Here is a 23,594-nt window from a genome sequence, read left to right on the forward strand (position 1 = left end):
ATTAAAGTATGAGTGATTTTGGTATGAGTGGCGACGACCTCGAACAGATGTATCAGGAGGTTATTCTCGAAGCTGCGCGTGATCCGCATGGCAAAGAGTCGTTCGCGCCTGATATATCGTCTGAGCATGGTGCTCAGGCGGGGAACACCACGATACGAGCTTCACATGAGTACTGCACGCCGGGTGAATCTCATCAGTTTAATCCGACATGCGGTGATGAAGCGACTGTTCATGCGGAGGTTTCCGATGCTGAGCCGCACCGTATTGAACGACTTGTCTGGGATGGTCACGGCTGTTCTATTTCTCAAGCCAGCTTGTCGGTTATGGTTGATCTGTGCGCAGGGAAAACCGTAGATGAGGCGATGGAGCTGTTCCGTGATTTTCATGAGCTCATGGAGTCTCGCGGAGCGGGTCTTAACGATGACGCTAAGGAAGAGAAACTTGAGGATGCGGTTGTTTTCCAAGGTGTCTCCAAGTATCCGATGCGTATCAAATGCGCACTGCTCGGCTGGGAAGGCATGCGCGACTCGGTAGCTAAAGCGCTGGCTGCGAAATAATCATTTTCGGCTCCTCTGTTATATGGGGAGCCGGAGTATATTGAAGAGCACAAGAGTTCTATACAACGTTTGGAGTGATATGAGCGACAATCTAGTGCCCGAACCCGAATCGTCGGTGTTCGACGCGGTGAATGAGGTACTGGGCGACGAGGAGGCCGCACGTCGCGTGATGGCCAATCCAAAACTGGCTGCCGGCTTCCCGAATGGACATCCGTCACCGGTTCAAACGGTGGATAATACAGATGGGTCTGTCGAGATGTGTGCATGTGGTCGTCATCCAAAGCATGAATGTGGTCATGAAGGTGAACACAGTAGTGAAGATGATATTCCACTCAAAGCTGTTGATGATATCGGTCGCGCCACGGCTGAGGATGTGAAGGAAGCTCTGCATCAGGTTATTGATCCTGAATTGGGCATTGATGTCATCGATTTGGGCCTTGTATACGGTATTGAAATCGATGAGCTGGGCCGTGCAATTATTACGATGACTTTGACAACGCCAGCTTGCCCGTTAACCGATCTCATTGAAGATGAGTGTGCGAGTACCTTAGCTGGATTAGTTGAAGAATTCCGTATTGATTGGACGTGGCAACCGCGTTGGACCACTGACAAGATCACGCCAGAAGGTCGTGATCAGTTAGCAGCTCTCGGATTCAATTTCGACAATATGCCGCAGTACTGAGTGTATACTTCTCGCTATTGAGAAATATGAGAAGCCCCCGACCTGAAGTCGGGGGCTTCTCATATGAGTCTCAACTCATGCCGTGCTATCGCATGGCTAGTCGTCGACGACAGTACCCTTCGGCACGACAGTAATACCTTCCGGAGTCACTGTGAAGCCGCGTTCGAGGTCATGTTCAGTGTCGATACCAACTGTCGAGTTTTCGGTGAGTACGACGTTCTTATCGAGAATCGCCTTGTAGACGCGTGCACGACGGTTAATGATCACGCCGTCGAAGAGCACGGAATCGACCACCTGTGCCCACGAATGAATGCGCACATTTGGCGAAAGCACAGAGTGGTGTACTTCGCCGCCTGAGACAATCACGCCGGGGGAGACGATCGAATCGGTGGCGTGGCCGAGACGATCGCGACCAGCATGCACGAACTTTGCAGGAGGCAACGTGCCGGAATCAGTGTAAATCGGCCAAGCTTGGTTGTACAGGTTGAATTCTGGCACATAGGCGATCAAGTCCATATGCGCATCGTAGAACTGCTTAAGCGTACCCACGTCACGCCAATACGCGTGGTCAGTCTGCGTGGCGCCTGGAATAATATTCGAGTTGAAATCGTATACGCCAGCCTCGCCGCGTGCTGCGAAGTACGGAGCGATATCGCCGCCCATATCATGCTTAGTGTCTTCGGCTTTCTCATCCTTGGCAAGCGCATCGAACAGGGCATCCGTGTTGGCTACATAGTTACCCATTGAAGCGAGGAATGAGTTCGGATCATCGGGCAAACCTTCAGTAGTAGCTGGTTTTTCTTGGAACTCACGAATCTGGTTCGGGTGGTCAGGGTCTACGCTAATCACGCCGAACTGGTTCGACTGAGCAAGCGGCTGACGAATACCTGCAACGGTGAATTCAGCTCCTGACGCAATATGCTGTTCGACCATTTGGCCGAAGTCCATACGATACACATGGTCCGCACCGACAATCACGACGATGTCAGGCTGCACGTCTTCGATAATATTGATCGTCTGATAAATGGCGTCAGCAGAGCCGAGATACCAATGCTTGCCAAGACGCTGCTGAGCCGGTACAGGGGAGACATAATTGCCCAGCAGTGAGGAGAAACGCCACATTTGGGAAATATGACGGTCCAGCGAATGTGACTTGTACTGTGTGAGCACGATGATATGACGGTAGTCAGAGTTCACCAGATTACTCAGCGGGAAATCGATCAGACGGAACACGCCTCCGAAGGGGACTGCGGGTTTCGCACGATCACGGGTTAATGGCATCAGGCGAGTTCCTTCACCGCCCGCTAAGACAATAGACAGAATCTTCTGCTTGTTCTTCGCCATCTGATGCTCCTCTCTTTTGGTCATCCACAGCGTCTTGCGACACCGAACTGCTTGTACCCACGCTTCTTCGTATGGGTGTCATGTCAATACTCGCACAAATTCGGCGACACGCAAGGTAGCCGCGCTGGCATGTCGCAAGTCTTGCATGACTTTTTAGCGAATTCTAGTCGAATAGAAAGCAACGGCACTTGATGCGGCAACATTCAGTGAGTCGACGCCGTGACTCATCGGAATCTTCACGGTCAGATCAGCGTTGGCAATCGTATGACGGCTCAGTCCGTCACCTTCAGTCCCGAAGATCAATGCAAGCCGCTCAATATAGTCTGGAGCGTCAGAATTGGTGTTGAGCCGACGAACGAGTTCGTCGAGACTGATTGAGTCGTCAGTTAGTGCCATCGCCACTGTAGTAAAGCCGAGATCATGCAGTTGTTTGAGTCCATCGAATGGCCACGCGTGTCGTGACTCGCTGTCAATACGCGTCCACGGAATCTGAAACACCGTGCCCATTGACACGCGAGCTGCACGTCGGTAGAGCGGATCTCCGCACGATGGCGTAACAAGCACAGCGTCGACATCGAGGGCCGCGGCAGAGCGCATCAGTGCGCCGACATTCGTGTGATCAACAATATTTTCCATCACAGCAATACGTCGTGCTCCAGCACAAACATCAGCGACAGAAGGCAACGGCCAGCGTCGCATTGCTGACAGTGCGCCGCGATGCAGACGGTAACCGGTTAACTGTTTGAGCTGTTCGGGGGAGGCAACATACACGGGAATATCATTGCCCCAGTGTGCGTCTACGAAGTCGAAGGTGTCAGTCATGCCTTCGATCCACGGCTCTTCGACGAGCAATGAGATTGGTTCGCGTCCGGCAGCAAGCGCTCGATCGATTACTTTGGGGGATTCGGCAATGAATAATCCTTTCTCTGGTTCGAGTCGATTGCGTAACTGGATTTCTGTGAGATTCGTGTATGCTGCGACACGCTCGTCGTCGATGGAATCGATGGTGATGAAGCGCATGTGCTGAACCTCCGCTGTAATGCAGTGATGCTGAGTATTGATAATGCTGTAAATACAAGAAAACCCCGTGTTTCCACGGGGTCTTGCTCGTGTCCGAGATGGGACTTGAACCCACACGCCTGTATAAAATAGGCACTAGCACCTCAAGCTAGCGCGTCTACCATTCCGCCACCCGGACGAGTGCGTTGTTCAGACAACGAGTAGATACTTTACCATCGATAATCCGATCGTCAAATCGTGGATGCTCTTCGGCGTGTCGCAAGTATTTGCAACGATGTATGAATCGTTGCAGGGATTGTGTAGCCTAGTGTTCATGACAAATCCTCTGTTTCTTCTCGATCCTGAGCGTGATGACGTGCCGGTCAATAGCGACGAACTCAATACAGGGTGGAAAATCACGTTGCCAGCCTCAGTAAAGCGACATGCCATTCAAGCGATGCGATTATCTGACGGTGACGAACTTGATCTGTCTGACGGCGCAGGGTTGCGCGTTCGTGCAGTAATTGCTGATGCTACTGCTGGTGTAGCTGAAGTACGTGAAGTTGGTCGCGAACCGCAGCCGGTTGCGAAGCTCGCATTGATTCAGGCGCTGGCGAAAACCGGTCATGATGAGCAAGCCATCGACGCTGCTACGCAAATTGGTGTGGATCAGGTTATTCCTTGGCAAGCTGACCGTTCGATTGCCAAGTGGAAAGATGGTCGTACTGATCGCAAATGGCATCAAACGCTTGCTGCCGCTACAGAACAATCGCGACGTACGTGGATGCCTGAGCTGTCTGACTGTATTACCAGCCGTCAAATGGTAGCTATTTGCCGTCGTGCCTGCGTACACGGCGATCTCGTGGTAGTACTGCATCAGGATGCGACTGATACGTGGGATGGTATTGAAACGCTCGCGCGAAATCTTGCTGATCAGTGTTTTGACGATGGCCGCTCGCGCACGATCAATGTGGTGGTCGGCCCAGAAGGTGGTATCAGTGATGATGAAATAACCGCATTTCGTGACGCTGGAGCTCACGTATGTGTGCTCGGTACCACTATTCTGCGTGCATCACTTGCCGGTCCAGTGGCACTGACATTGCTGTCACGCGCGCTCGGCCGTATGTGATCAACTGATTATTGCCATATGTGGTACACATACGTGTTGCAATGCGACAAACGACCACCCTGCGCAATAGCATTAGAGACGATACAGCAATCGAATGAAGGAGCAATATGAGCGAGTCTACGGACTGCCTGTTCTGCAAGATCATCGCAGGCGACATTCCAAGTACCAAAGTGTATGAGGATGACACTACGTATGCGTTTAAGGACATCAATCCGAAGGCTAAGGTACATGTGCTGATCGTGCCGCGTACGCATTACACGAATGTGGCTGAGCTTGCTGGGGCTGATCCGGCTGAGCTTGCGCATATCGTCGAGGTTGCGCAGTCGATCGCCGATAAGGAATTCCACGGTGCATACCGCTTAGTGTTCAACACTGGACTTGATGCTGGGCAGACGGTATTCCACGTGCATGCACATGTGCTCACTGGTGAGACGCTGGACGAGTAGCCTGTGGCAACGACGACACGAACTATCACTATCCCGTCCGAACTCGATCCAGTCGCGGTGCTTGGCCCGGTTGACGAGGTGCTGCGCGAGGTGGAACGCGCATTCCCTGATCTGACGATCATCGTACGTGGCAATCGCATCGCAATCATGTCACACGGTAAGCAGACTGAATCTCAGGCTGCTCAAGCTGAGGATACCGTGAACACGATCATCCGAGCTGCATACACTGCGCCGATGGATGCCGATACGGTTCGCCGTATGCTCGAACAGCAAGTGCTTCCTAACCGCGTGCGACACGAGCGAGCCACGAGACAGGATACGCGGCACGACGTGCATATGCCGCGATCCTCGCGAGCGACGTTTAGCGCACACACTGAGTCTGTGCAAACGGATGGATATACTGTGGATACCTCTGAACAACGCAAGCCTCGCGTACCCGGTGTGATTACGTATGCGCTTGGTGTGCCAGTACGAGCCAAAACGGCTGGTCAGATTGCTTATATCAACGCGATTTCGTCACATACCATCACTTTTGCCATTGGTCCCGCAGGTACCGGTAAAACATACTTAGCTGTGGCGAAAGCAGTGCAGGCTTTTCAGGAGCGTAAGATTCGGCGCATTATTCTGACTCGTCCAGCTGTGGAAGCGGGGGAGAACCTTGGTTTTCTGCCGGGCACGTTGAATGAGAAAGTCGATCCGTATCTGCGCCCGCTCTACGATGCTCTGTCAGATATGCTTGGTGCTGATCAGTTACGTCGTTTTATGGATGACGGTACGATCGAAGTCGCACCGCTCGCATATATGCGTGGCCGTACATTGAACGATGCGTTCGTGATTCTTGACGAAGCGCAGAATACCACTGAACAGCAGATGAAGATGTTCTTGACACGACTTGGATTTAATACCACGATGGTGATTACTGGCGATATTACGCAGGTTGATCTCACCGTGCCACGATCTGGTCTCGCTACTATCGAGCACATCCTCGACGGTATTGATGACATTGCGTTCGCTCATCTTGAAGCAGCGGATGTGGTTCGTCATCGTCTTGTCGGTCAGATTGTTGCTGCTTACGAACATCATTCGGCTATTGCCGGAGACCACAGTACCAAAGCTCGTCGTGAGTATGGCGATGCGAAACAGCGTGGATTACGACCGGTTTCGTATGCTGATGTAGCTGACGAACGCAATACCGGAAAGGAGACCACACGATGAGCGTCGACGTGACTAACGAAACTCCTTGGACTATCGATCCCAAAGTGTTCTCCGATCTTGGCATATGGGTGATGGATCAGATGCACGTCAGCACGCAATCAGATCTCACGATTATGTTCGTTGATCCTGAGCCAATTGCCTCGTTGCACGAACGGTGGATGAACCTCGAAGGACCAACCGATGTCATGAGTTTTCCGATGGACGAGTTACGTCCTGGAGACGGCAAAACGGTCATCGAAGGTGTGCTCGGTGACATCGTGATTTGCCCGTGGGTTGCCGCTCAACAAGCTGCAGCTGCCGGACATAGCACACTTGAAGAAATGTTACTGCTCACTATCCACGGTATTCTGCACTTGCTTGGCTATGATCATGTTGGTCCTGAACAGGAACGGCAAATGTTCGGCCTTCAACGTCAGTTACTGCTCACGTTCATTGCTGTGCGACGTACTATCGGAGATCCAGTCGTGTTACCTGCTGGCACTGTTGATGTACTCGCTGAATATGATCGTATTCATGGAACCAATCGTCAACTCGGTCACTAACCCGCTGCCCTGCGTACGCGACTGGCATAATCTGGCATAACCGTAAGTCCGATGTTTGATATGCCAGTCGTGATGCGAATGGGTTACTATCTATCCATAAGAACCAACTAACCTACCTATATCGACTCATCAACCTGTAAGGAATGAAGATGCCTTCCGACACGTCGGCGATAGTGCTGACCGTAATCCTTATTCTCGTAGCTGCTTTACTCGTGTGGCTTTCTCTGACGTTAGCTGCAGCTGAAGGCGCGGTATCTCGTGTGACTAGAGCGAGCTTGAATAATCTCATCCTTGAAGTACAGACTGATTCGGAAACATCGCAGTTTTTGCGGATGAAAAAAATCAGTCGTATTCACAAAGTACAGCATTTAATTGCTGACCGGTATGCAACTGCTGGCTCATGTGCGTTCTTCCGCATTACGTGCAACGTACTCGACGGCGTACTGGTGACGTGTATTGCTGCATTATTCTCCGTACCGATGTGGGCTGAGTTGCTGGCTGGCGTTGTGTTCGCAGTTATTGTAGGCGTGGTGTCTATTTTGGTTCGTCCACGATCAGCGGGCGTGCTTAAGCCAGTTGATATCATGCTTGGACGCGCCACTCTGGTTTCGGTTGTCACATGGCTAACACCATTCGCCCGCATTGGTGGACAACACGATCCAAAGAAACGCGACAAGGATTCGGATTTGTCGGATGATGAAGAGCTTGAGAAAATTCAGCTCGAACAAGGTCGCGCTACTATTGATCGGCTCGTTGAAGCGAACGATTTTGATCCGGAAGTTTCCGAGATGCTGCGTAATGTGTTGACCTTGTCGGAGACGCTTACGCGCGAAATTATGGTGCCGCGCACCGATATGATTTGCATTGAGCGTACGCAGACGCTTGCGAGCATGCTGAAGCTGTGTTCTCGATCTGGATTCTCACGTGTTCCCGTAATCGGTGACGATGTGGATGATTTGATCGGTATCGCATATCTTAAGGATGCTGTGCGCGCGACTGCATTTAACCCATCCGCTATTAGCCGCACGGTCGATACGATTATTCGCCAGCCGATGCTTGTTCCTGAGTCAAAGCCTGTCGATGATTTGTTCCACGAAATGCAGCGTACTCGTCAGCATGTTGCAGTTGTCGTGGATGAATATGGTGGTATTGCAGGTTTGGTGACGATCGAAGACACGATCGAGCAGATTGTTGGCGAACTTGAAGATGAGCATGATCGTACGCAGCATGCCGAACCGGAAAAAATCGGTGAGAATAAGTGGAGTATGCCGGCTCGTACGCCTATCGCTGATTTAGAAGAAATTTTCGAGATCGATATCGATGAAGATGATGTTGATACCGTGTATGGTCTGCTCACCAAGCTGATCGGACGCGTGCCGATTGTTGGTGCGTCGGCGGTGACACGCGGTTTGAGACTGACTGCTGTGGACTCTGCTGGACGGCGTAAAAAGGTGTCCACGATCGTTGTCGAGCCGGCGCACGTCGAGGGCGTCAGGGAAGATGGCGGTTCAACGGATGATGCCGCAGCAAAACATGGCAGTGAATCAGACAGTAAAGAACACACAAGCCGCGATGACGACAAGGAGTAATATGAGCGACACCGAACAACAGCCTGTTAACGACACAGACCTGAATAACGGAGCATCAGTAAGTGAACCAGTTCAGGGTGAGCAGCCGTACCGTTCGGGGTTTGTGGCTGTTGTCGGTCGGCCTAATGTCGGCAAGTCAACGCTTATTAACGCACTAATCGGCAAGCAGATCGCTATCGCGTCATCTCGTCCGGAGACAACGCGTAAAGCCATTCGCGGTATCTTAACTACTGATAATGCGCAACTTGTACTCGTTGACACGCCTGGCATTCATCGTCCCCGTACATTGCTCGGACAAAGACTGAACGATATCGTCGAAGAGTCACTGTCTGAAGTAGATGTTGTGGCGTTTTTGCTACCAGCTGATCAGGAAATTGGCCCGGGTGATAAGCGTATCTTGAGTAGGTTGCGTGCTGATTTTGCGGTTAAGCGCGATGATGGTACGTTCAAGTGGAAAGTGCCGCTGATTGCGATCGTCACAAAAATTGACGAATTGAATCGTGAACAGCTCATCAACAAACTTATTGAGATTAATGAGTTTGCTGACTTCTCTGACATTGTGCCGGTTAGTGCGCTGGAACATGACAATCTCAACGAAGTACGTGATGTACTGATCGATCACACGCCTGAAGGTCCGCAAATGTATCCGGAAGATCAGATTAGCGAGGAACGTCCTGAAGAGACGATTGCTGAACTGGTCCGTGGCGCGTTCCTTGAAGAGTTGGATGATGAGTTGCCGCATTCGCTAGCTGTTGTTGTTGATTCGATTGAATATCCGCAGGACAACGAGTCTGGAGAATCTTACGACGGCAAGATTCAGGTGATGGTATCGGTATATGTGGAGCGTGATTCGCAAAAGCCGATCATTATTGGCAGGGGAGCGGAACATTTAGTGCGAGTCAAGAAAAAGCTGCGCACGCCAGTGAACCGTATCGTTGGCGGCAAGGCTCGTCTTGACCTGCATGTGAAAGTTGCTAAAAGCTGGCAGTCCGATCCTAAGCAGTTGGAGAAGCTAGGATTCTAGCTTCTCCAACTTTAGGCTCGCTTCGTGGCTCGCTGTCGCGGCCGCTCACTTCGCCTACAGACGGTCCGCTGGACCGTCTGTTTAACGGCTCAGTTAAGCAGTTGGAAAAATTAGGATTCTAGTGTGATAGCTGGCTCCCCTGCAATTATGGACGCGCTTGGCGGGCAGTTTGTTGGTTCCCCTTGTCAGCACGTTGCCTACAAACAGCTCCGCTGTTTGTAGGCAACGTGCTGACAAGGGGAACTGCTTTCATTGCTTTACGACAATGAAAGCAGCAATGTATAGCTACTTTCGCACATTACTTACGCTTAATGTACATCTGCGTGTTGAGCAGGGTTGCGTAACGCTTAATTACCTTTGGACGAATCACCTTGAGTGAAGCAGTCATCAGACCATTTTCCTGAGTGAAATCTTCAGGCAGAATAATGAACTTACGCACCGATTCAGCGCGAGAAACACCTTCATTAGCCTGATCAACCCACTTCTGTACTTCAGCACGTACGGCCGCATTGCCTGCCGCATCCTCAAGCGACATGTTACGGTCAAGACCCTTCGATTCAAGCCACGGGCGCAAAGTTTCTTCGTCCAGCGTGATCAACGCTGAGATAAACGGTCGCTTATCGCCAAGCACCAGCGCGTGAGATACAAACTCGCAGCGCTGAATCACTTCTTCAATCGGGCCCGGAGCCACATTCTTACCGCCAGCGGTAATAATGAGGTCCTTCTTACGTCCGGTAATATACAGGAATCCATCGTCGTCAAGGCGACCCAGATCGCCGGTCGCATGCCAACCGTCCGCAGTGAACGCGTTCTCAGTCGCCTCATCATTCTTGTGATAGCGATGGAAGACTACCGGTCCGCCAACCTGAATCTCGCCATCGTCTGCAATACGAATTTTGAAACTCGGGAACGGCACACCGACCGAACCCTCATGGAATGGCACACCCAGCGGGTTAAACGCGCAAGGAGCAGTGGTCTCCGTCAAACCATAACCCTCATACACCGGGATATTAGCGCCACGGAAGAAGTTCATGAGTTCTGGGTCAAGCGGCGCGCCACCGGAAACAATCCACTTGGCACGACCACCTAGCGCCTCTCGCAACGACTGATAAACAATCGGGTCGAACGAGGCACGGCGCATAGCAGTGAGTGTCTTCGCCTTACCGAATTCGCTAACCTCTTTCATATACTGCTGGGCTGCGGTAACTGCTGCCGCAAACACAACACCCTTCGCACCATGACCAGCCTTCTGAGAAGCCGCGTTGTACACCTTTTCCAACACGCGAGGAACCACAATCATTACTGTCGGTTTTGCGACTTGAAGATCTGCGATCAGCGTCTTAATACCGGTAGCAATATAAATACGCAAGCTACTTGCCACACAAATATAGTTAATCGCGCGCGCAAACGTATGCGCCTGCGGTAGGAACAGCAGAATAGAACCGTTCTTGTCATGCTTCAACAAATCAGGCATGTAGTCGCGTAGATTGAACGCATCGGTACAGTAATTCTCATGAGTCATCTCCACGCCCTTCGGCGCGGATGTAGAACCGGATGTGTAAATAATCGAGCACAAGTCAGTTTTACGAAGCGAGTTAATACGCTCATCAAGTTCATCATCGCTCACTGAGTTACCGTATGCTGCGATTTCATCAAGACCACCAGTTTCAATGCAGATAATATGCTCCAGCGACGGGCAGTCTTCGATAGCACCATCCGCCTTGTCTCGCATTGCAGTATCCTGCACAATCAGCAGACGCGCATCAGAATTGTTGACGATGTTACGAATTTGCTCAGCAGAATCGGTATCGTAAATCGACGCGAGTATGCCGCCGCAAGCCATAATCGCTGCATCAGCTAAATCCCACTCATACGATGTGCGGCACATGAACGCAACCGCATCACCTTTCTTCAGACCATAATGAATCAAACCCTTAGCAACTTGGCGAACTTCAGCAAGGAATTCGTTAGCGCTCTTAGTAACCCATTCGCCATTCGACTTAAACGTGTAGAGCGGTTCATCACCCATGCGCTGAGCACGATCCTCATACACGCTGTAAATCGTCGTATGCTCATCCAGCGGGGGATTGCCGGCAGTTTCAGCAGTAAGTAATCCATTCGCAGGATCAATAAACGTAGTGGTCGGATAACCCGGACCCCATTCATCGCTGTGCGGCAGTGCGCGATTGCCCTCAACAATCTCGTCAGGAGAGATGTAATCGGGCGCGTCGGATGTGTCGTCGCTGATCGGGTGAACGAAGTCACCCCCCAGACGCAGAGCCTTCTGCACGAGGCTGGCCGCTTGTTTGTTCAATGAGGTGATGACGGACACGAAAACTCTCCTTGACGTTGTGCGGACCACTTCAATGGTCGATCAATCTTTACATCTTAATCGTTCTTCATGCACACGTCACCTTACGGTAGCGTAAGGAGAGTGTTATTGACATGTGATTCAACGAGTGCTTTTGTGATATACGCATAATTGACGCGAGCAATCAGTTGCTAGTCATCACTCCACAACGTGGGATAAAACATCACAAATTCTGTCAACTCGCTACACTTAGGTCAGTGTAAGCAATGATCGCTTAAAAAGAAAGGGGTCTCATGGCTGAAACCCGGGAATCCACCGTGACATTCGGTGTACTCGACGAAACGTCAGAACACGAGTCTCGTGTTGCTTTGACGCCAGATATCGTCACACGATTACGCAAAGCTGGCGTGTCTTGTGTAATCGAGCGAGGAGCAGGATTAGCTGCTCACTATACGGACGATGATTACACGAAGGTTGGTGCGCGTGTACTGAGCGCTGATGAGGTAATCGACAACGCTGATGCGCTCGGATTCGTAGATCGCCCATCTGCTGACGTACTTGCACGATTGCGGCCTAGAACATGGGTAATCGGTATGCTTGGCTCGTTCACTGATACTGCGTATATTGACGCGCTCGATCACGCTGGTTTGATCGGCGTTGGTATGGAAAAACTACCACGTCAGCTCAGTTCCGCGCAGTCAATGGACGAGATGACATCACAGAATTCAGTGATGGGATACAAGGCGGCGCTTCTTGCAGCTGATGCGTACGGATCATTTTTTCCCATGATGACCACTGCTGCAGGCACGATACGACCAGCTAAAGTACTCATTCTCGGAGCTGGTATCGCAGGTCTACAAGCGATTGGTACGGCACGTCGTCTTGGTGCTGTCGTTACCGCGTATGATGTGCGACCAGCCTCACGTGGAGAAGTTGAATCACTTGGCGCAAAATTCCTTGATCTCGGTCTCGACTTTTCTCAAGGACAAGGCGAAGGTGGTTACGCACGCGCTCTCAGCGCCGATGAGCAAGCTGCCCAGCAGGCTGCGGTTGACGAAAAAGCTGCAGGATTCGACGTTATTATCACCACCGCCAAAGTGCCCGGTCGCAAACCCCCGGTACTTCTCACCAAAGCTGGCGTCGATGGGCTCAAGCGTGGCGCAGTAATTGTCGACTGTGCAGCGAGCGATCTCGGCGGTAATGTCGAAGGATCTGTAATTGGTAAGCAGGTCACTGACGGCGGTGTCACCATCATCGGTGCACCTTACTTAGCCAGTGAAGTCTCGAATACAGCAGCTAATCTACTTGCACGCAATGTCGCCGATGTACTCGTCCACTTCATTCGAGACGGCAAGCTGACCGTCCAAACAGGCGACGAACTCGATGATGCACTCATCGTCGCCGGACGTTCCGTTACGGCAACACAAGCGTGACTAGAGCAAAGGAAACAATCATTATGGATATCGTCGTAGCGATCACATTATTCGTTCTCGCGCTGCTCATCGGTGTTGAAGTCATCGGCAAAGTGCCAGCCACCCTGCACACACCACTTATGTCAGGAGCAAACTCCATCCACGGCATCGTTATCGTCGGTGTCGTTATCGTAGCCGCACATGCTACGAGCGTGCTCGCTTGGGTGTTTATCTTCCTAGCCGCAGTACTTGGCACAATGAACGTCGTTGGCGGTTACGTGGTTACTGATCGCATGCTCGAAATGTTCAAGTCTGACAAGTCTGACAAAGACAAGGAGGTCAAGTAAATGGGTACGCTCGCACAGACACTGAGCACGCCACTCGGTGTTATCGAATGGTTTGTCTACCTGTTGGCCGCCGTTATGTTCGTGATCGGCTTGCACCTCATGAACTCACCAAAAACCGCACGGCAAGGCAATATGATCTCCGCAGCAGGCATGATCATGGCTTGCGTGATGGCATTCATCGTGCTCTTCGCTGGTGAAATCGCCAACGGATTCCAACATGGCATTGCTGTAGTGCTACTTATTGTTGGCATCGCTATCGGTGCGATCGCAGGCGTATGGAGTGCGAAAACAGTCAAAATGACTGACATGCCACAGCTTGTCTCCATCTTCAACACCGTAGGTGGTGGAGCGGCAGCGCTCGTTGCTTTGAACGATATCCTCAACTCAGACGGACTGCCCACACTAGTAGTGCTCATCACCGCTGGACTCGGCATTATGATCGGCTCAGTCACGTTCACTGGCTCACTGGTAGCTGCCGGCAAACTGCAGGGCGTCAAATTCTTACGCAAACTGACTTTGCCAGCTAAAGGCGTATGGAATATTGCGCTCATTGCACTGACGATTATTGCCTTTGTGATGCTGTGCATTCAGCCGTCCAACGCGGTTCTATGGTGCATTTTGACCACGGTATTCGCCCTCGGATACGGACTTGTATTCGTTATCCCCATCGGCGGTGCCGACATGCCCGTTGTCATCTCCGTACTCAATGCCTGCACTGGAACCGCAGTTGCCATGAGTGGTCTAGCAATCAACAATATTGCGCTCATCGTCGCCGGTGCACTCGTCGGTGCAGCAGGTGTGACCTTGTCGCTCGCCATGAGCAAAGCCATGAACCGTCCACTCATGAGTGTGCTCGCCGGCGGATTCGGCGGTAGTTCCGGTGCTGCTGGTGATGCAGAAGGGCCAGAAGGCACCATGAAAGAAACCACAGCAGATGATGTTGCCGTGCAACTTGTCTACGCAGACAAAGTCATCTTCGTTCCCGGTTTCGGTCTCGCACAAGCCCAAGCCCAACGCGAACTCGCCGATCTCGGCGAACTACTCAAAGCGCACGGTGTTGAAGTTGAATATGCTATCCACCCCGTCGCCGGACGCATGCCAGGCCACATGAATGTCCTCCTCGCCGAAGCCAACGTGCCATACGAAGAACTCGTCGATCTCGACGACATCAACCCACAGTTTCCATCCGCCAACGTCGCCCTCGTCGTCGGCGCTAACGACGTTACCAACCCCGCCGCACGCCGCCCAGGCACCCCCGTCTCAGGCATGCCAATCCTCGACGTCGACAAAGCCCAACACGTCGTCGTCATGAAACGAGGACGTGGCAAAGGCTACGCTGGCATTGAAAACGAGCTGTACTTCACCGACAACACGCAGATGCTATTCGGTGACGCGAAGAAGGGGTTACAATCCGTCATCGCAGCCGTCAAGGAATTAATCAACTGACGGAGCGTTATCTGCGTTGCGGGAGACTCGACGTACCTTTGTACGCCTTCGTCTCCCGCGCCTTGATACCGCACTCGTCAGTTGATTAATTCCAGTGAATGTAGTGACCTTGTTGCTCCTCGGTCGCTGTACTTAGTACAGCTTCCCTCGGTGCGCCTTGCCGACGCGCGCATTACGCAATGAGTTCTCATTAATCAACTGACGGAGCGTTATCTGCGTTGTGGGAGACTTAACGTTGCTCCTCCTAGTGCGTGGCGGTTTTCTCTCACTGACAGTGGTCTAAGTGAGAGAAAACCGCCACGCACAGATGCGCCTTCGTGGGGTGCATTTATAGCTCGAACGTGTCACGAACAAAACGAGTTACTTTGCGCCAATACAAATCAGGCGCGGTACTGGCACTCATCGCATGACCCGCTCCCGGTATGAGTAACCGCTCACGATGAATACTCGCACATGCTTCATAATTACGACTCAAAAACGACGGATCGACAAACGTATCCGCATCACCATGAATGAACAACATAGGAATAGTCGCACGTTTCAATGATGCAACGCTCGACGCTTCTTTAAACCCATACCCCGCAGTGCGGCGACATGCCATACTCATGGTTTCAACTATCGGCATCGCTAAGAACTTATTCGGCAGATGGTACATGCCCTTCGCGTTATACAAGAACTGATCCCATACAGATGAATATCCGCAGTCCTCGATCGCCGCTACCACATTGCGCGGCAAATCCGGCTCACCCACCGTCATCATCACACATGCCGCACCCATAGACAGTCCATCAAGCAAAATCCGCGCATCAGGATCGCTTTCGACAATCAGCCGAATCCACGCCATCAGATCACGACGCTCCAACCAGCCCATGCCAGTATATCGGCCTTGACTTAACTCATGGCCGCGCATTGCAGGTGCCAACACCGTAAACCCAAGACGAGCAAACCGATGCGCATACTTTGCCATCTCGTCCGGCACGCCCGTATATCCATGAACACAAATCGCGTAAAGATGCGGTTTTGGATTCACACAATCAGGATCAAGCAGCCAACCATGTAGTTTCAAGCCATCGTTACTAAACGTCGTCACTGGCTGCTTCGACTCAGCAAACCATCGCGCAGCTTCAGTCTCCTCATCTGCATCATGATGTGCGCCAGCTAAATCAGCGCCCTTGACTCTACCTGTTTTCACGAGTTTCATCATTGACCACGGAAACTGAGTATCAATCGTAAAACGGAAGAGAAACTCGCCTGCACCGTATAATAATCCTGTTGCGCCTACGGCAGCTCCTGCGGCAACCAGTAGACGACGTGTAACCTGCTTCATTGCAACCTCGATTCGCTTGGAAAACATACTCTGCTACCATTCTATCCACGTATATTCGTGACATGTCTGCGCTGCGTGTATACTAGGTTGCTGTTGCTTTGGCGAGGGAAAATACAGCCTTGTAAGGATCGATATTTTCCGTAATCGACTCGGCGTATGACTTACTCCTTGGAGTGTGTTCTGCGGCGCGTCGTGGCGTCAAACAGACAGAACGACAAGTAACACTTAACCAAGGAGACCATTATGGCTACCACTATTAAGCTCGAGGGCGAAGTCCGCGACGAGTTCGGTAAGGGCGCTGCACGCCGTATGCGCGTTGCCAAGCAGATTCCGGCTACCATCTACGCAGGCGGCGCAGACCCGGTGTTCGTGAAGCTCCCGATGAAGGAAACCACCCTGTCCTTGCGTCACACCAACGCACTGTTCTCCATCGCATTCGGCGACCAGACCAAGTTGGCCGTCGTTAAGGACGTGCAGCGCAACCCGCTCAAGCGTATCGTTGAGCACATTGACTTCTACGAGGTCAAGGCTGGCGAGAAGATCGACGTTGAAGTGCCGGTGTTCGTTGAAGGCACCCCGAAGGGCGTTGCTGTCGCGTTCGTCGACGTGCAGGAGCTCAAGGTTCGCGCCGATGTGGCGAACCTGCCGGAGAAGATCGTGATCAACGTGGACGGCATGACCGACGGCACCAAGGTGCTGCTCAAGGACGTTGTTCTGCCGGAAGGTGTCGAACTCGATATGGATGATCTCGAAGAGTCTGTCGTCACCGTTGAGGTGCCGGAAGATGCTACCGAGTCCACCGCTGCTCCGGAAGCTGATGCTGCTGCCGTTCCGGCTGATGCTGCCGCCGCTGCTCCGGCTGCCGACGCTAAGTGATTCATTCCGCCGGCAGTTGGCGGACGATGAATGATACAAGTCCGTACGAGATACACTCGTGCGGACTTTGTTATTTCGTTATAGTGTACTGATTTTGTTTGTTTGATGTGCCAATAGAAGTCGATGCGGTGCAAGTGGCTGAACGTTGGCCTAGCATCAGCAACATCGAGTATTCATAATGTGAAATGTCGCACACCTGACACGCTGGGTGTGTGAGAGAGTAACAACCAGAACCGGTGCCAGAAGCGCCGGCTTGTATTTACCAGCACATGCCGGTTGTGACACGCACAGCATAACGACAGTCGCAACAGGCATCTGTCATAAAAAGAAGTTAGCAATGACTGAACAATCTCATCACGATTCCGCGGCGCTGGACAAGCTCACCGAAGCGTTCACCGTGCTGCCGAACGATAATCCGGCGTCCGATGCTAAGCGTCAGGAGCTTATCGACAAGCCGGCGTTCGGACAGGTGTTCTCCGATAACATGGCTCACATGACGTGGACCAAGGGCGAAGGCTGGTCCGATCGTCGTATTGAGCCGTACGCACCGCTCAAGATGGACCCGGGTGCATCCGTGCTGCACTACGCGCAAGAGTGCTTTGAGGGCCTTAAAGCCTATCGTCACGCTGATGGTTCCACGTGGCTATTCCGTCCGGATGCGAATGCTGAGCGTTTCCAGAACTCGGCTAAGCGTCTGTACCTACCGGAACTGCCGATTGACGATTTCCTCGGTTCTGTCGCGGCTCTTGTCAAGCGTGATGCGAACTGGGTGCCATCTCGTCGTGAGTACACGCTGTACATGCGTCCGTTCATGTTCGCTTCCGAGCCGTTCCTCGGCGTGCGCGCTCCGCAAGAAGTGGACTACTGTGTGATTGCTTCTCCGTCTGGTCCGTACTTCCCGGGCGGTGTTAAGCCGGTAAGCATCTGGGTTGAAGACAAGTGGTTCCGTACTGGCCCTGGTGGTACTGGTTTCGCCAAGTGCGGTGGTAACTATGCGGCTTCTCTGCTCGGCGAGTATACGGGTATTGCCAACGGTTGCCAGCAGGTGTGCTTCGTTGATGCGGCTACCAAGACCTACCTTGAGGAGCTTGGCGGCATGAACATGATGATCGTGCACAAGGACGGTCATGTCGAGACCCCGTCACTGACCGGCAACATTCTGCCGGGCGTGACCCGTCGCTCGCTGATCCAGCTGCTGCAGGACAAGGGACACGACGTAGTCGAGACCATGATTGCGCTTGACCAGCTGCTTGAGGACATCAAGTCCGGTGAGGTTACCGAAGTGTTCGCTTGCGGCACTGCGGCTATCATTACGCCGATCGGACGTTTCAAGTCCGAAAAGTTCGATGTGACCGTTGCTGACGGCGGTTCTGGCGAGCTGACTGTTGCTTTGCGTAACGAGCTGCTCGGTATCCAGCTCGGCGAGATCGACGATCCGCACAATTGGATGTGGAAAGTCTGCTGACAGCGCTAATGATTCGTTTGTGAGCGCTTAAGTGAAAGCCCCATGGAATCGTACTGGTTCCACGGGGCTTTCACTTAAGCGCTCACCAACTCTCGGCGCGCTCCGCAGGGGCGCTACTTCATTCCTGTCCGAGGCTGTGGTAATCGCTTGGTCAGATGATTACTTGGAGATCGCCGTTTCAGTGCTGCAAGCATCGTTGCCGTCGTAGTCTTTCTCGTGTTCTTGTTCTTCCTTCTCGTGGTAGAAATAGGCAACGGCAAGCACAGCCCACATGCATGTGTTAAGTCCGCGTGCTGCGATGCGATACGTATCATGTCGGTTCTCAGGATCTCGGTCTATCACAGCAAGGATAGTGGATAGGGCGTTAATTACGGTTACGATCAAGTACATGGTAGACAACTTTGGCAGTTTCATGACTATGAGTATATAGCAGGGTGAAGCGGTTGAGACGAAGCTGTTTCCTAGTAGTGTTTAGGTGAGCGAGTGCAATTAGCGAAGCATATTGAATGGAAGAGCGTATACGTACCGAATGCCAATAATGCGATCACTAATGACCTGATTAATTCGTCATGCGATGGAACGATCGATAACGTTATGGATGGTACATTGGCAGATGAAATCGATCATGTCGGCAAAACATGGCCGAACGCGCTGCGAATGCTTGAGAACTCATGAGTGGACAAACCTTGCCTGAGTGGAGAGCCATTGCTCCTCCGCTCGTTTTCGATGACATCTATCTTGGGCTTTGGCTGAAACGATTTGGGAGACTCATAAAGATGTTGTCAGTTTGGATTTACGACTGGATGTGGTCGCATGCTGCGCCAGCAGAATGTGCTGTTGACGCTGTCCAAACGTATCGAAAACCAGCTCAGCAAGATTCAGCAGCGCATACTGTTCGCCTGTCGATCTGCTAAAACGCAGCCAGTAATACCAGTACTAATAGTCGTCCGCTAAATCTACTTCGTACTTAATCGACGATAAGTCGCAAACGTCATACGTGTTGATCGCAGGCGTCTGCGCAGCTGTTGACTATTCAAGCGATCGCCGGCTGTAATGGGTAAAAGAGGATGCTCATCGCTGGTTTGATAGTATCTGATACATCACGATATGGTCTGAGCCCAATGCGGTAACACAATCAACACAACACAATCAACACCATGAAACAGAGGTAATCATGAAGTATTTCACCACGGACACGCATTTCGGCCATCCGCTCGTCACGGTATTACGCGGATTCACTACATTTGATCCAGATCGGGCTCAGTACACGCATATTTTACGTGAACAGGGACGCAAGGCCGCCGAAGACTGGGCTAAGCAGATTGTGCTGGACGATTCCCGGCTCAACTTTCGCAAGGCGGCTGATACGGATGCGCATGATGCCGCGGTCATTGCCAACATCAATACGCAGGTTGGCGAAGATGACGAACTCTGGATTCTCGGTGATATCGGATACCGCACGTCCATCAACCATGTGAAGGATTGCTTGCGTCAGCTGCGATGCCAGCACTTGCATGCGATTATCGGCAACCACGACGACTGGTGGATGGCAGACAAGCCGGCGCTCAACCTGTTTGAAAGTATCGAACCGAACGGTACAGTGGAGCTGACCGGTTTCAATGAAACAGAATCTGACCGCGTCGAAATCGTCAACCTGTCGCATTTCCCGTATCGGGAGGATCTTGCGTACAGCTGGCCTGACGACGCGGTGCGCTTCCACGATCAGGCGTTGCCGTTCGACGGGCACAAACTGCTGTACGGTCACACGCACCAGCTTTCGCCGGCAGGAGCACGTCCGGAAGCATTGAACGTCGGACTGGACGCGTGGAATCTCACGCCGGTATCGCAAACACAGGTTGCCGCATGGTTCCGCGAAGTGAAGCATCGCACTGCCGGCCAAGGGGCAGGTGATACGTCTGCTAGTTCGTCTGTGCCGAAACTGGACATGCCTTCGTTCCCAGAGCCAGCTGCGGAAACGAATTCCGCATCGAACAACAGGATTCCGAACGCAGAAGGTGGTGAGTGTTCATGGCAAAGCTGATTATTCTGCGCGGATTGCCGGCTTCTGGCAAGTCGACATGGGCTCGTGAGTGGGCGAGCGATCCGTCCAATACGTGGCCGCATTGTGTGGTGTCGCTCGATGCGATTCGTCTGGCGATTGCCGGGTCTGCGGAAAATCGCGACCGTTTGCGTCATAAGTATGGGCATCATTTTGAGGATCTCGTGGTCGCGATGGGACGACATATGGTTGCCGACGCGCTCGACGCCGGCTGGGATGTGGTAGCCGACGCTCAACATGTTAATCCCATGTATGCGAACGAATTGGCACGTCTTGCGGTGCAGCACGGGGCATTGTGGCAGACACAAGATTTTGACGTTCCGTTGGACGAACTGTTACGGCGCAATGCTGGTAGAGCCGAATCGGATCGTGTGCCTGAGGACTATATTCGCACGTCATGGAAGCGGTTCCATACGGTGATGTTCCGACCACTCGCTCCCGGAGACTCGAATGGCAATCTGCTCGAACGCATGCGTGCCGACCCGTATGTGCGAGTTGTGCCGGTGCGTGGAGAGACGGACGTATTCGCCTGTAATTTCACGCCGGAAGCGTTTCGTAAAGGGCGGTGGAATGAGCGTACGATCAACGCGCGTGGACTGTTCGTCGATTCGAATGGTCGCGTCGTGCAACGTGGTTTCGAAAAGTTCTTCGCTGTGGACGAGACCGAACAGACAACATTCGACAAGGTGGTTGCTTACGGTGACGCGCATCCTGATGCGTTTCCTGTGCGAGTGGAGCGTAAGGAGAACGGCTTTCTCGGCTTGATCGGTGCCGCCTCGCAACAAGGACAGTTCCGTTTTTGGTCGAAATCTGGACAAACTGATTACTCGTCGCTGATTGAACGGCTATTTCCGTCCGACCTAGCCGTTCGAGAGCAGCTGTGGCAGCTACTTCATGCGTGGGATGTTACCGCTGCGTTCGAGGTGTTGGATAGGGAGTCAGATCGGCATATTGTCGGCTACGAACGTTCAGAATTGCGCCTGTTGCACCTGATTCGCAATCAAGAAGCGTTCGCCATTGACTATGACCATGAGTCTCAGTTCGCTATGATCGGCGGTTTTGCAAGACCTGATGTGGTGTCGATATGCCACTGTTCACAGGAGATTGCGCGGTCGATTGCAGACGCGCGGCAAACCGACCGTGAAGGCGTTGTCCTGTACTTTGCTGACGGTTGGATGGTAAAAGTGAAGTCCGACCACTACCGACTGGTCAAGTCGCTCCGTCCGTTGTTGCAGCGCGTTATATTACGCGGGCGCTCGCTGAACAAAACTGGCGAAACCGCTAATCTGGCGCGAGCTGTAATTGATTATGCGCATGATCACAACATGGACCTCACCTATGAGCGTCAAGCGTTCGGCGAACGTGACGTCGACATGACCAAAGTCGGCGAGATTCTCACAAAAATCAACCAGAATGAGCAACATGGACGAGAACAATGTTAGTCCGTCCAACACAAAGACATATTCGTGTCAACAAACCGAACTGAGATAAGGACAACGATGACCGCAACATTGAAAGATGCCATATACGGACAAGCTATAGGCGATGCGCTGGGCGTGCCGTACGAATTCAAGATGCGTGGCAGTTTCCACGCCACAGGCATGACAGGGCACGGCACACATGATCAACCGGCTGGTACGTGGAGCGACGACACGAGTATGGCGCTCGCGATATGCGATTCTGTTCGTGTCAATGATGGTCATATTGATACCAGCGATATGCGGCAGCGGTTTGAATCATGGTATCGGTATGGTTCGTACACGGTTGATGGGCTGTTTGATATCGGTAACACTACAGTCGAGGCGCTTATTCAAGGACACGGTTGCGATGGCGAGTATGACAATGGCAACGGTTCACTCATGCGTACGATTCCGCTTGCTTTCACTACGGCTTCAGATGAAGAGATACGTGCGGTGAGTGCGATTACGCACGCGCATCCGACTAGTACGGACGCGTGTGTCCGTTTGGTTGCTTTTGCACGGTGTCTCATTAACGGTGATACTGCAGAACTGGCTTTGCGCAAGTCAGCTGTGGTACGAGAGGATGTTGCGACATTGCCGGTTTCTAAGATTCGATCCGGAGGTTACGTGCTAGACACGCTGCTGGCAGCGGTATGGTGTTTGATGACCACGAATTCATACGCACAGTGCGTACTTAAAGCGGTAAATCTTGGTGCTGATACGGATACTACGGCGGCTGTAGCAGGTGGATTAGCTGGCATCGTATACGGTACGCAAGGTATTCCTAGCGAATGGATTAGCACACTGCGCGGCAAATCAATCATCGAATCCTGTCTGTTCTCATAACATGCGCGATATGCGAGATGCATTAATGATAAATGTAACGAAACTACTGCCTACTATGGTTGATTCATTAACAATGTCATGATGCCATTGTTGAACAGTATCTGGGTGAAAGCATGAACCTCGATTATATAGTTTTTAAGAAAGTGAGGTGGTGACCGACGTGACTCACGTTTTTTGAGCGCGTAATGGCTAGTGGTGCCTCATCGGAAATGAGCGCGAACGGTACCGGTCCTGTTTGGCTTGTCGTATGGAAGGCAAGATCAGCATGGCGACGAAGCGGCAGGTCACCCTGAGGTTCAGGGACGAGTACATGAAGGCATCGAAGAAGGACAAGGGGCGCATCCTCGACGAGATGTGCTCCGTGCTGAAGATCGGCAGAAGCACCGCGAGGCGCAGGCTCACCGAGGCCGGCACGCAGCCGCGCGAGCTGCCGGCGGCCAGGAAGACACGGCCGAAACGGTATTCGGAGCAGTCGCGCGAGCTGCTGGTGCGGGTGTGGCTGATGATGGATCTGCCGT

General features: G+C 52.3%; 23 protein-coding genes, 1 tRNA gene and 1 pseudogene. 19 read left to right on the forward strand and 6 right to left on the reverse strand.

Going from position 1 to position 23,594, the window contains the following annotated elements:
- Nucleotides 1–8: 8 nt before the first annotated feature.
- Nucleotides 9–557 (forward strand): Fe-S cluster assembly sulfur transfer protein SufU, encoded by a 549-nt coding sequence (sufU, locus tag BHAP_RS06055; protein ID WP_094729840.1) that lies wholly within the window; start codon nucleotides 9–11, stop codon nucleotides 555–557.
- A 79-nt stretch (nucleotides 558–636) separates the two neighbouring features.
- Nucleotides 637–1,239: a metal-sulfur cluster assembly factor gene (locus tag BHAP_RS06060; RefSeq protein ID WP_094729841.1), complete on the forward strand. Its 603-nt coding sequence runs from the start codon at nucleotides 637–639 to the stop codon at nucleotides 1,237–1,239.
- 96 nt (nucleotides 1,240–1,335) lie between these two features.
- Here the strand turns inward: BHAP_RS06060 and glgC are convergent, their stop codons facing one another.
- Together glgC and BHAP_RS06070 are read right to left on the reverse strand one after the other, a co-directional pair.
- Complete coding sequence (gene glgC / locus BHAP_RS06065; protein WP_275542099.1) at nucleotides 1,336–2,607, reverse strand: glucose-1-phosphate adenylyltransferase; 1,272 nt, start codon at nucleotides 2,605–2,607, stop codon at nucleotides 1,336–1,338.
- A 129-nt stretch (nucleotides 2,608–2,736) separates the two neighbouring features.
- Nucleotides 2,737–3,603 carry a TrmH family RNA methyltransferase gene (locus BHAP_RS06070; RefSeq protein ID WP_094729843.1) on the reverse strand — a complete coding sequence of 289 codons (867 nt, stop codon included), beginning with the start codon at nucleotides 3,601–3,603 and terminating at the stop codon, nucleotides 2,737–2,739.
- 27 nt (nucleotides 3,604–3,630) lie between these two features.
- Here BHAP_RS06070 and BHAP_RS12130 point away from each other — a divergent pair, with 27 nt between their 5' ends.
- Complete coding sequence (locus BHAP_RS12130) at nucleotides 3,631–3,735, forward strand: SWIM zinc finger family protein (protein ID WP_420807718.1); 105 nt, start codon at nucleotides 3,631–3,633, stop codon at nucleotides 3,733–3,735.
- Here the strand turns inward: BHAP_RS12130 and BHAP_RS06075 are convergent.
- A tRNA-Leu gene (locus tag BHAP_RS06075) sits at nucleotides 3,694–3,781 on the reverse strand. The two genes, BHAP_RS12130 and BHAP_RS06075, sit on opposite strands and share 42 nt — an antisense overlap.
- Nucleotides 3,782–3,916: 135 nt before the next feature.
- Between BHAP_RS06075 and BHAP_RS06080 the strand changes: the two genes are divergently transcribed.
- From BHAP_RS06080 to era, 6 genes are all read left to right on the forward strand, one after another.
- Nucleotides 3,917–4,711 (forward strand): 16S rRNA (uracil(1498)-N(3))-methyltransferase, encoded by a 795-nt coding sequence (locus BHAP_RS06080; protein ID WP_094729867.1) that lies wholly within the window; start codon nucleotides 3,917–3,919, stop codon nucleotides 4,709–4,711.
- A 107-nt stretch (nucleotides 4,712–4,818) separates the two neighbouring features.
- On the forward strand, nucleotides 4,819–5,157 hold the full coding sequence (locus tag BHAP_RS06085; protein ID WP_094729844.1) for a histidine triad nucleotide-binding protein: 339 nt from the start codon (nucleotides 4,819–4,821) through the stop codon (nucleotides 5,155–5,157).
- A gap of 3 nt (nucleotides 5,158–5,160) precedes the next feature.
- Nucleotides 5,161–6,372, forward strand: a complete 1,212-nt coding sequence (locus tag BHAP_RS06090) for a PhoH family protein (protein ID WP_094729845.1) — start codon at nucleotides 5,161–5,163, stop codon at nucleotides 6,370–6,372.
- Complete coding sequence (gene ybeY / locus BHAP_RS06095) at nucleotides 6,369–6,914, forward strand: rRNA maturation RNase YbeY (RefSeq protein WP_094729846.1); 546 nt, start codon at nucleotides 6,369–6,371, stop codon at nucleotides 6,912–6,914. The genes BHAP_RS06090 and ybeY overlap by 4 nt, the downstream gene beginning before the upstream one ends.
- A gap of 149 nt (nucleotides 6,915–7,063) precedes the next feature.
- A complete protein-coding gene (locus BHAP_RS06100) occupies nucleotides 7,064–8,503 on the forward strand; it encodes a hemolysin family protein (RefSeq protein WP_094729847.1) in 1,440 nt (479 codons plus the stop codon).
- A gap of 1 nt (nucleotide 8,504) precedes the next feature.
- On the forward strand, nucleotides 8,505–9,527 hold the full coding sequence (gene era, locus BHAP_RS06105) for a GTPase Era (protein WP_094729848.1): 1,023 nt from the start codon (nucleotides 8,505–8,507) through the stop codon (nucleotides 9,525–9,527).
- A 298-nt stretch (nucleotides 9,528–9,825) separates the two neighbouring features.
- Here the strand turns inward: era and BHAP_RS06110 are convergent, their stop codons facing one another.
- Entirely contained in the window at nucleotides 9,826–11,859 is a 2,034-nt protein-coding gene (locus tag BHAP_RS06110; protein ID WP_094729849.1) for an AMP-dependent synthetase/ligase, read from the reverse strand.
- Between the two features lie 272 nt (nucleotides 11,860–12,131).
- Between BHAP_RS06110 and BHAP_RS06115 the strand changes: the two genes are divergently transcribed.
- The 3 genes from BHAP_RS06115 to BHAP_RS06125 are packed head-to-tail and all read left to right on the forward strand — an operon-like array spanning nucleotide 12,132 to nucleotide 15,043.
- The gene (locus tag BHAP_RS06115) at nucleotides 12,132–13,271 is read left to right on the forward strand and encodes an NAD(P) transhydrogenase subunit alpha (RefSeq protein ID WP_094729850.1); all 1,140 of its coding nucleotides are present in this window, start codon (nucleotides 12,132–12,134) and stop codon (nucleotides 13,269–13,271) included.
- Between the two features lie 23 nt (nucleotides 13,272–13,294).
- Nucleotides 13,295–13,597 carry an NAD(P) transhydrogenase subunit alpha part 2 gene (locus tag BHAP_RS06120; protein ID WP_094729851.1) on the forward strand — a complete coding sequence of 101 codons (303 nt, stop codon included), beginning with the start codon at nucleotides 13,295–13,297 and terminating at the stop codon, nucleotides 13,595–13,597.
- On the forward strand, nucleotides 13,598–15,043 hold the full coding sequence (locus BHAP_RS06125; protein ID WP_094729852.1) for an NAD(P)(+) transhydrogenase (Re/Si-specific) subunit beta: 1,446 nt from the start codon (nucleotides 13,598–13,600) through the stop codon (nucleotides 15,041–15,043). It abuts the gene before it with no gap.
- Between the two features lie 328 nt (nucleotides 15,044–15,371).
- Here the strand turns inward: BHAP_RS06125 and BHAP_RS06130 are convergent, their stop codons facing one another.
- Nucleotides 15,372–16,397: an alpha/beta hydrolase gene (locus tag BHAP_RS06130; RefSeq protein WP_244569322.1), complete on the reverse strand. Its 1,026-nt coding sequence runs from the start codon at nucleotides 16,395–16,397 to the stop codon at nucleotides 15,372–15,374.
- A 216-nt stretch (nucleotides 16,398–16,613) separates the two neighbouring features.
- Between BHAP_RS06130 and BHAP_RS06135 the strand changes: the two genes are divergently transcribed.
- The gene (locus tag BHAP_RS06135; protein ID WP_094729853.1) at nucleotides 16,614–17,246 is read left to right on the forward strand and encodes a 50S ribosomal protein L25/general stress protein Ctc; all 633 of its coding nucleotides are present in this window, start codon (nucleotides 16,614–16,616) and stop codon (nucleotides 17,244–17,246) included.
- A gap of 337 nt (nucleotides 17,247–17,583) precedes the next feature.
- Nucleotides 17,584–18,711, forward strand: a complete 1,128-nt coding sequence (locus BHAP_RS06140; protein WP_094729854.1) for a branched-chain amino acid aminotransferase — start codon at nucleotides 17,584–17,586, stop codon at nucleotides 18,709–18,711.
- 159 nt (nucleotides 18,712–18,870) lie between these two features.
- Here the strand turns inward: BHAP_RS06140 and BHAP_RS06145 are convergent, their stop codons facing one another.
- The gene (locus tag BHAP_RS06145; protein ID WP_143248749.1) at nucleotides 18,871–19,125 is read right to left on the reverse strand and encodes a hypothetical protein; all 255 of its coding nucleotides are present in this window, start codon (nucleotides 19,123–19,125) and stop codon (nucleotides 18,871–18,873) included.
- 69 nt (nucleotides 19,126–19,194) lie between these two features.
- On the opposite strand from BHAP_RS06145, the gene BHAP_RS06150 reads away from it, so the two are divergent.
- The 5 genes and pseudogenes from BHAP_RS06150 to BHAP_RS06170 form a co-directional block, all read left to right on the forward strand.
- Complete coding sequence (locus tag BHAP_RS06150) at nucleotides 19,195–19,386, forward strand: hypothetical protein (RefSeq protein ID WP_094729856.1); 192 nt, start codon at nucleotides 19,195–19,197, stop codon at nucleotides 19,384–19,386.
- Between the two features lie 499 nt (nucleotides 19,387–19,885).
- Nucleotides 19,886–20,752: a metallophosphoesterase family protein gene (locus BHAP_RS06155; protein WP_094729857.1), complete on the forward strand. Its 867-nt coding sequence runs from the start codon at nucleotides 19,886–19,888 to the stop codon at nucleotides 20,750–20,752.
- Nucleotides 20,740–22,212, forward strand: a complete 1,473-nt coding sequence (locus tag BHAP_RS06160; protein WP_094729858.1) for an RNA ligase — start codon at nucleotides 20,740–20,742, stop codon at nucleotides 22,210–22,212. Before BHAP_RS06155 ends, BHAP_RS06160 begins: the two co-directional genes overlap by 13 nt.
- A gap of 57 nt (nucleotides 22,213–22,269) precedes the next feature.
- Nucleotides 22,270–23,076, forward strand: a complete 807-nt coding sequence (locus BHAP_RS06165) for an ADP-ribosylglycohydrolase family protein (RefSeq protein WP_094729859.1) — start codon at nucleotides 22,270–22,272, stop codon at nucleotides 23,074–23,076.
- Nucleotides 23,077–23,323: 247 nt separating this feature from the next.
- Nucleotides 23,324–23,594 (forward strand): annotated as a pseudogene (locus BHAP_RS06170) (integrase catalytic domain-containing protein); the annotation flags it as partial.

It is taken from the genome of Bifidobacterium hapali (assembly GCF_002259755.1).
Classification (GTDB): Bacteria; Actinomycetota; Actinomycetes; order Actinomycetales; family Bifidobacteriaceae; genus Bifidobacterium; species Bifidobacterium hapali.

Coding starts and splice junctions, on each gene's coding strand:
- sufU (WP_094729840.1), top strand. CDS start 9: ATGAGTGATTTTGGTATGAGTGGCGACGACCTCGAACAGATGTATCAG.
- BHAP_RS06060 (WP_094729841.1), top strand. CDS start 637: ATGAGCGACAATCTAGTGCCCGAACCCGAATCGTCGGTGTTCGACGCG.
- glgC (WP_275542099.1), bottom strand. CDS start 2,607: ATGACCAAAAGAGAGGAGCATCAGATGGCGAAGAACAAGCAGAAGATT.
- BHAP_RS06070 (WP_094729843.1), bottom strand. CDS start 3,603: ATGCGCTTCATCACCATCGATTCCATCGACGACGAGCGTGTCGCAGCA.
- BHAP_RS12130 (WP_420807718.1), top strand. CDS start 3,631: ATGCTGAGTATTGATAATGCTGTAAATACAAGAAAACCCCGTGTTTCC.
- BHAP_RS06080 (WP_094729867.1), top strand. CDS start 3,917: ATGACAAATCCTCTGTTTCTTCTCGATCCTGAGCGTGATGACGTGCCG.
- BHAP_RS06085 (WP_094729844.1), top strand. CDS start 4,819: ATGAGCGAGTCTACGGACTGCCTGTTCTGCAAGATCATCGCAGGCGAC.
- ybeY (WP_094729846.1), top strand. CDS start 6,369: ATGAGCGTCGACGTGACTAACGAAACTCCTTGGACTATCGATCCCAAA.
- BHAP_RS06100 (WP_094729847.1), top strand. CDS start 7,064: ATGCCTTCCGACACGTCGGCGATAGTGCTGACCGTAATCCTTATTCTC.
- era (WP_094729848.1), top strand. CDS start 8,505: ATGAGCGACACCGAACAACAGCCTGTTAACGACACAGACCTGAATAAC.
- BHAP_RS06115 (WP_094729850.1), top strand. CDS start 12,132: ATGGCTGAAACCCGGGAATCCACCGTGACATTCGGTGTACTCGACGAA.
- BHAP_RS06120 (WP_094729851.1), top strand. CDS start 13,295: ATGGATATCGTCGTAGCGATCACATTATTCGTTCTCGCGCTGCTCATC.
- BHAP_RS06125 (WP_094729852.1), top strand. CDS start 13,598: ATGGGTACGCTCGCACAGACACTGAGCACGCCACTCGGTGTTATCGAA.
- BHAP_RS06130 (WP_244569322.1), bottom strand. CDS start 16,397: ATGTTTTCCAAGCGAATCGAGGTTGCAATGAAGCAGGTTACACGTCGT.
- BHAP_RS06135 (WP_094729853.1), top strand. CDS start 16,614: ATGGCTACCACTATTAAGCTCGAGGGCGAAGTCCGCGACGAGTTCGGT.
- BHAP_RS06140 (WP_094729854.1), top strand. CDS start 17,584: ATGACTGAACAATCTCATCACGATTCCGCGGCGCTGGACAAGCTCACC.
- BHAP_RS06145 (WP_143248749.1), bottom strand. CDS start 19,125: ATGAAACTGCCAAAGTTGTCTACCATGTACTTGATCGTAACCGTAATT.
- BHAP_RS06155 (WP_094729857.1), top strand. CDS start 19,886: ATGAAGTATTTCACCACGGACACGCATTTCGGCCATCCGCTCGTCACG.
- BHAP_RS06160 (WP_094729858.1), top strand. CDS start 20,740: ATGGCAAAGCTGATTATTCTGCGCGGATTGCCGGCTTCTGGCAAGTCG.
- BHAP_RS06165 (WP_094729859.1), top strand. CDS start 22,270: ATGACCGCAACATTGAAAGATGCCATATACGGACAAGCTATAGGCGAT.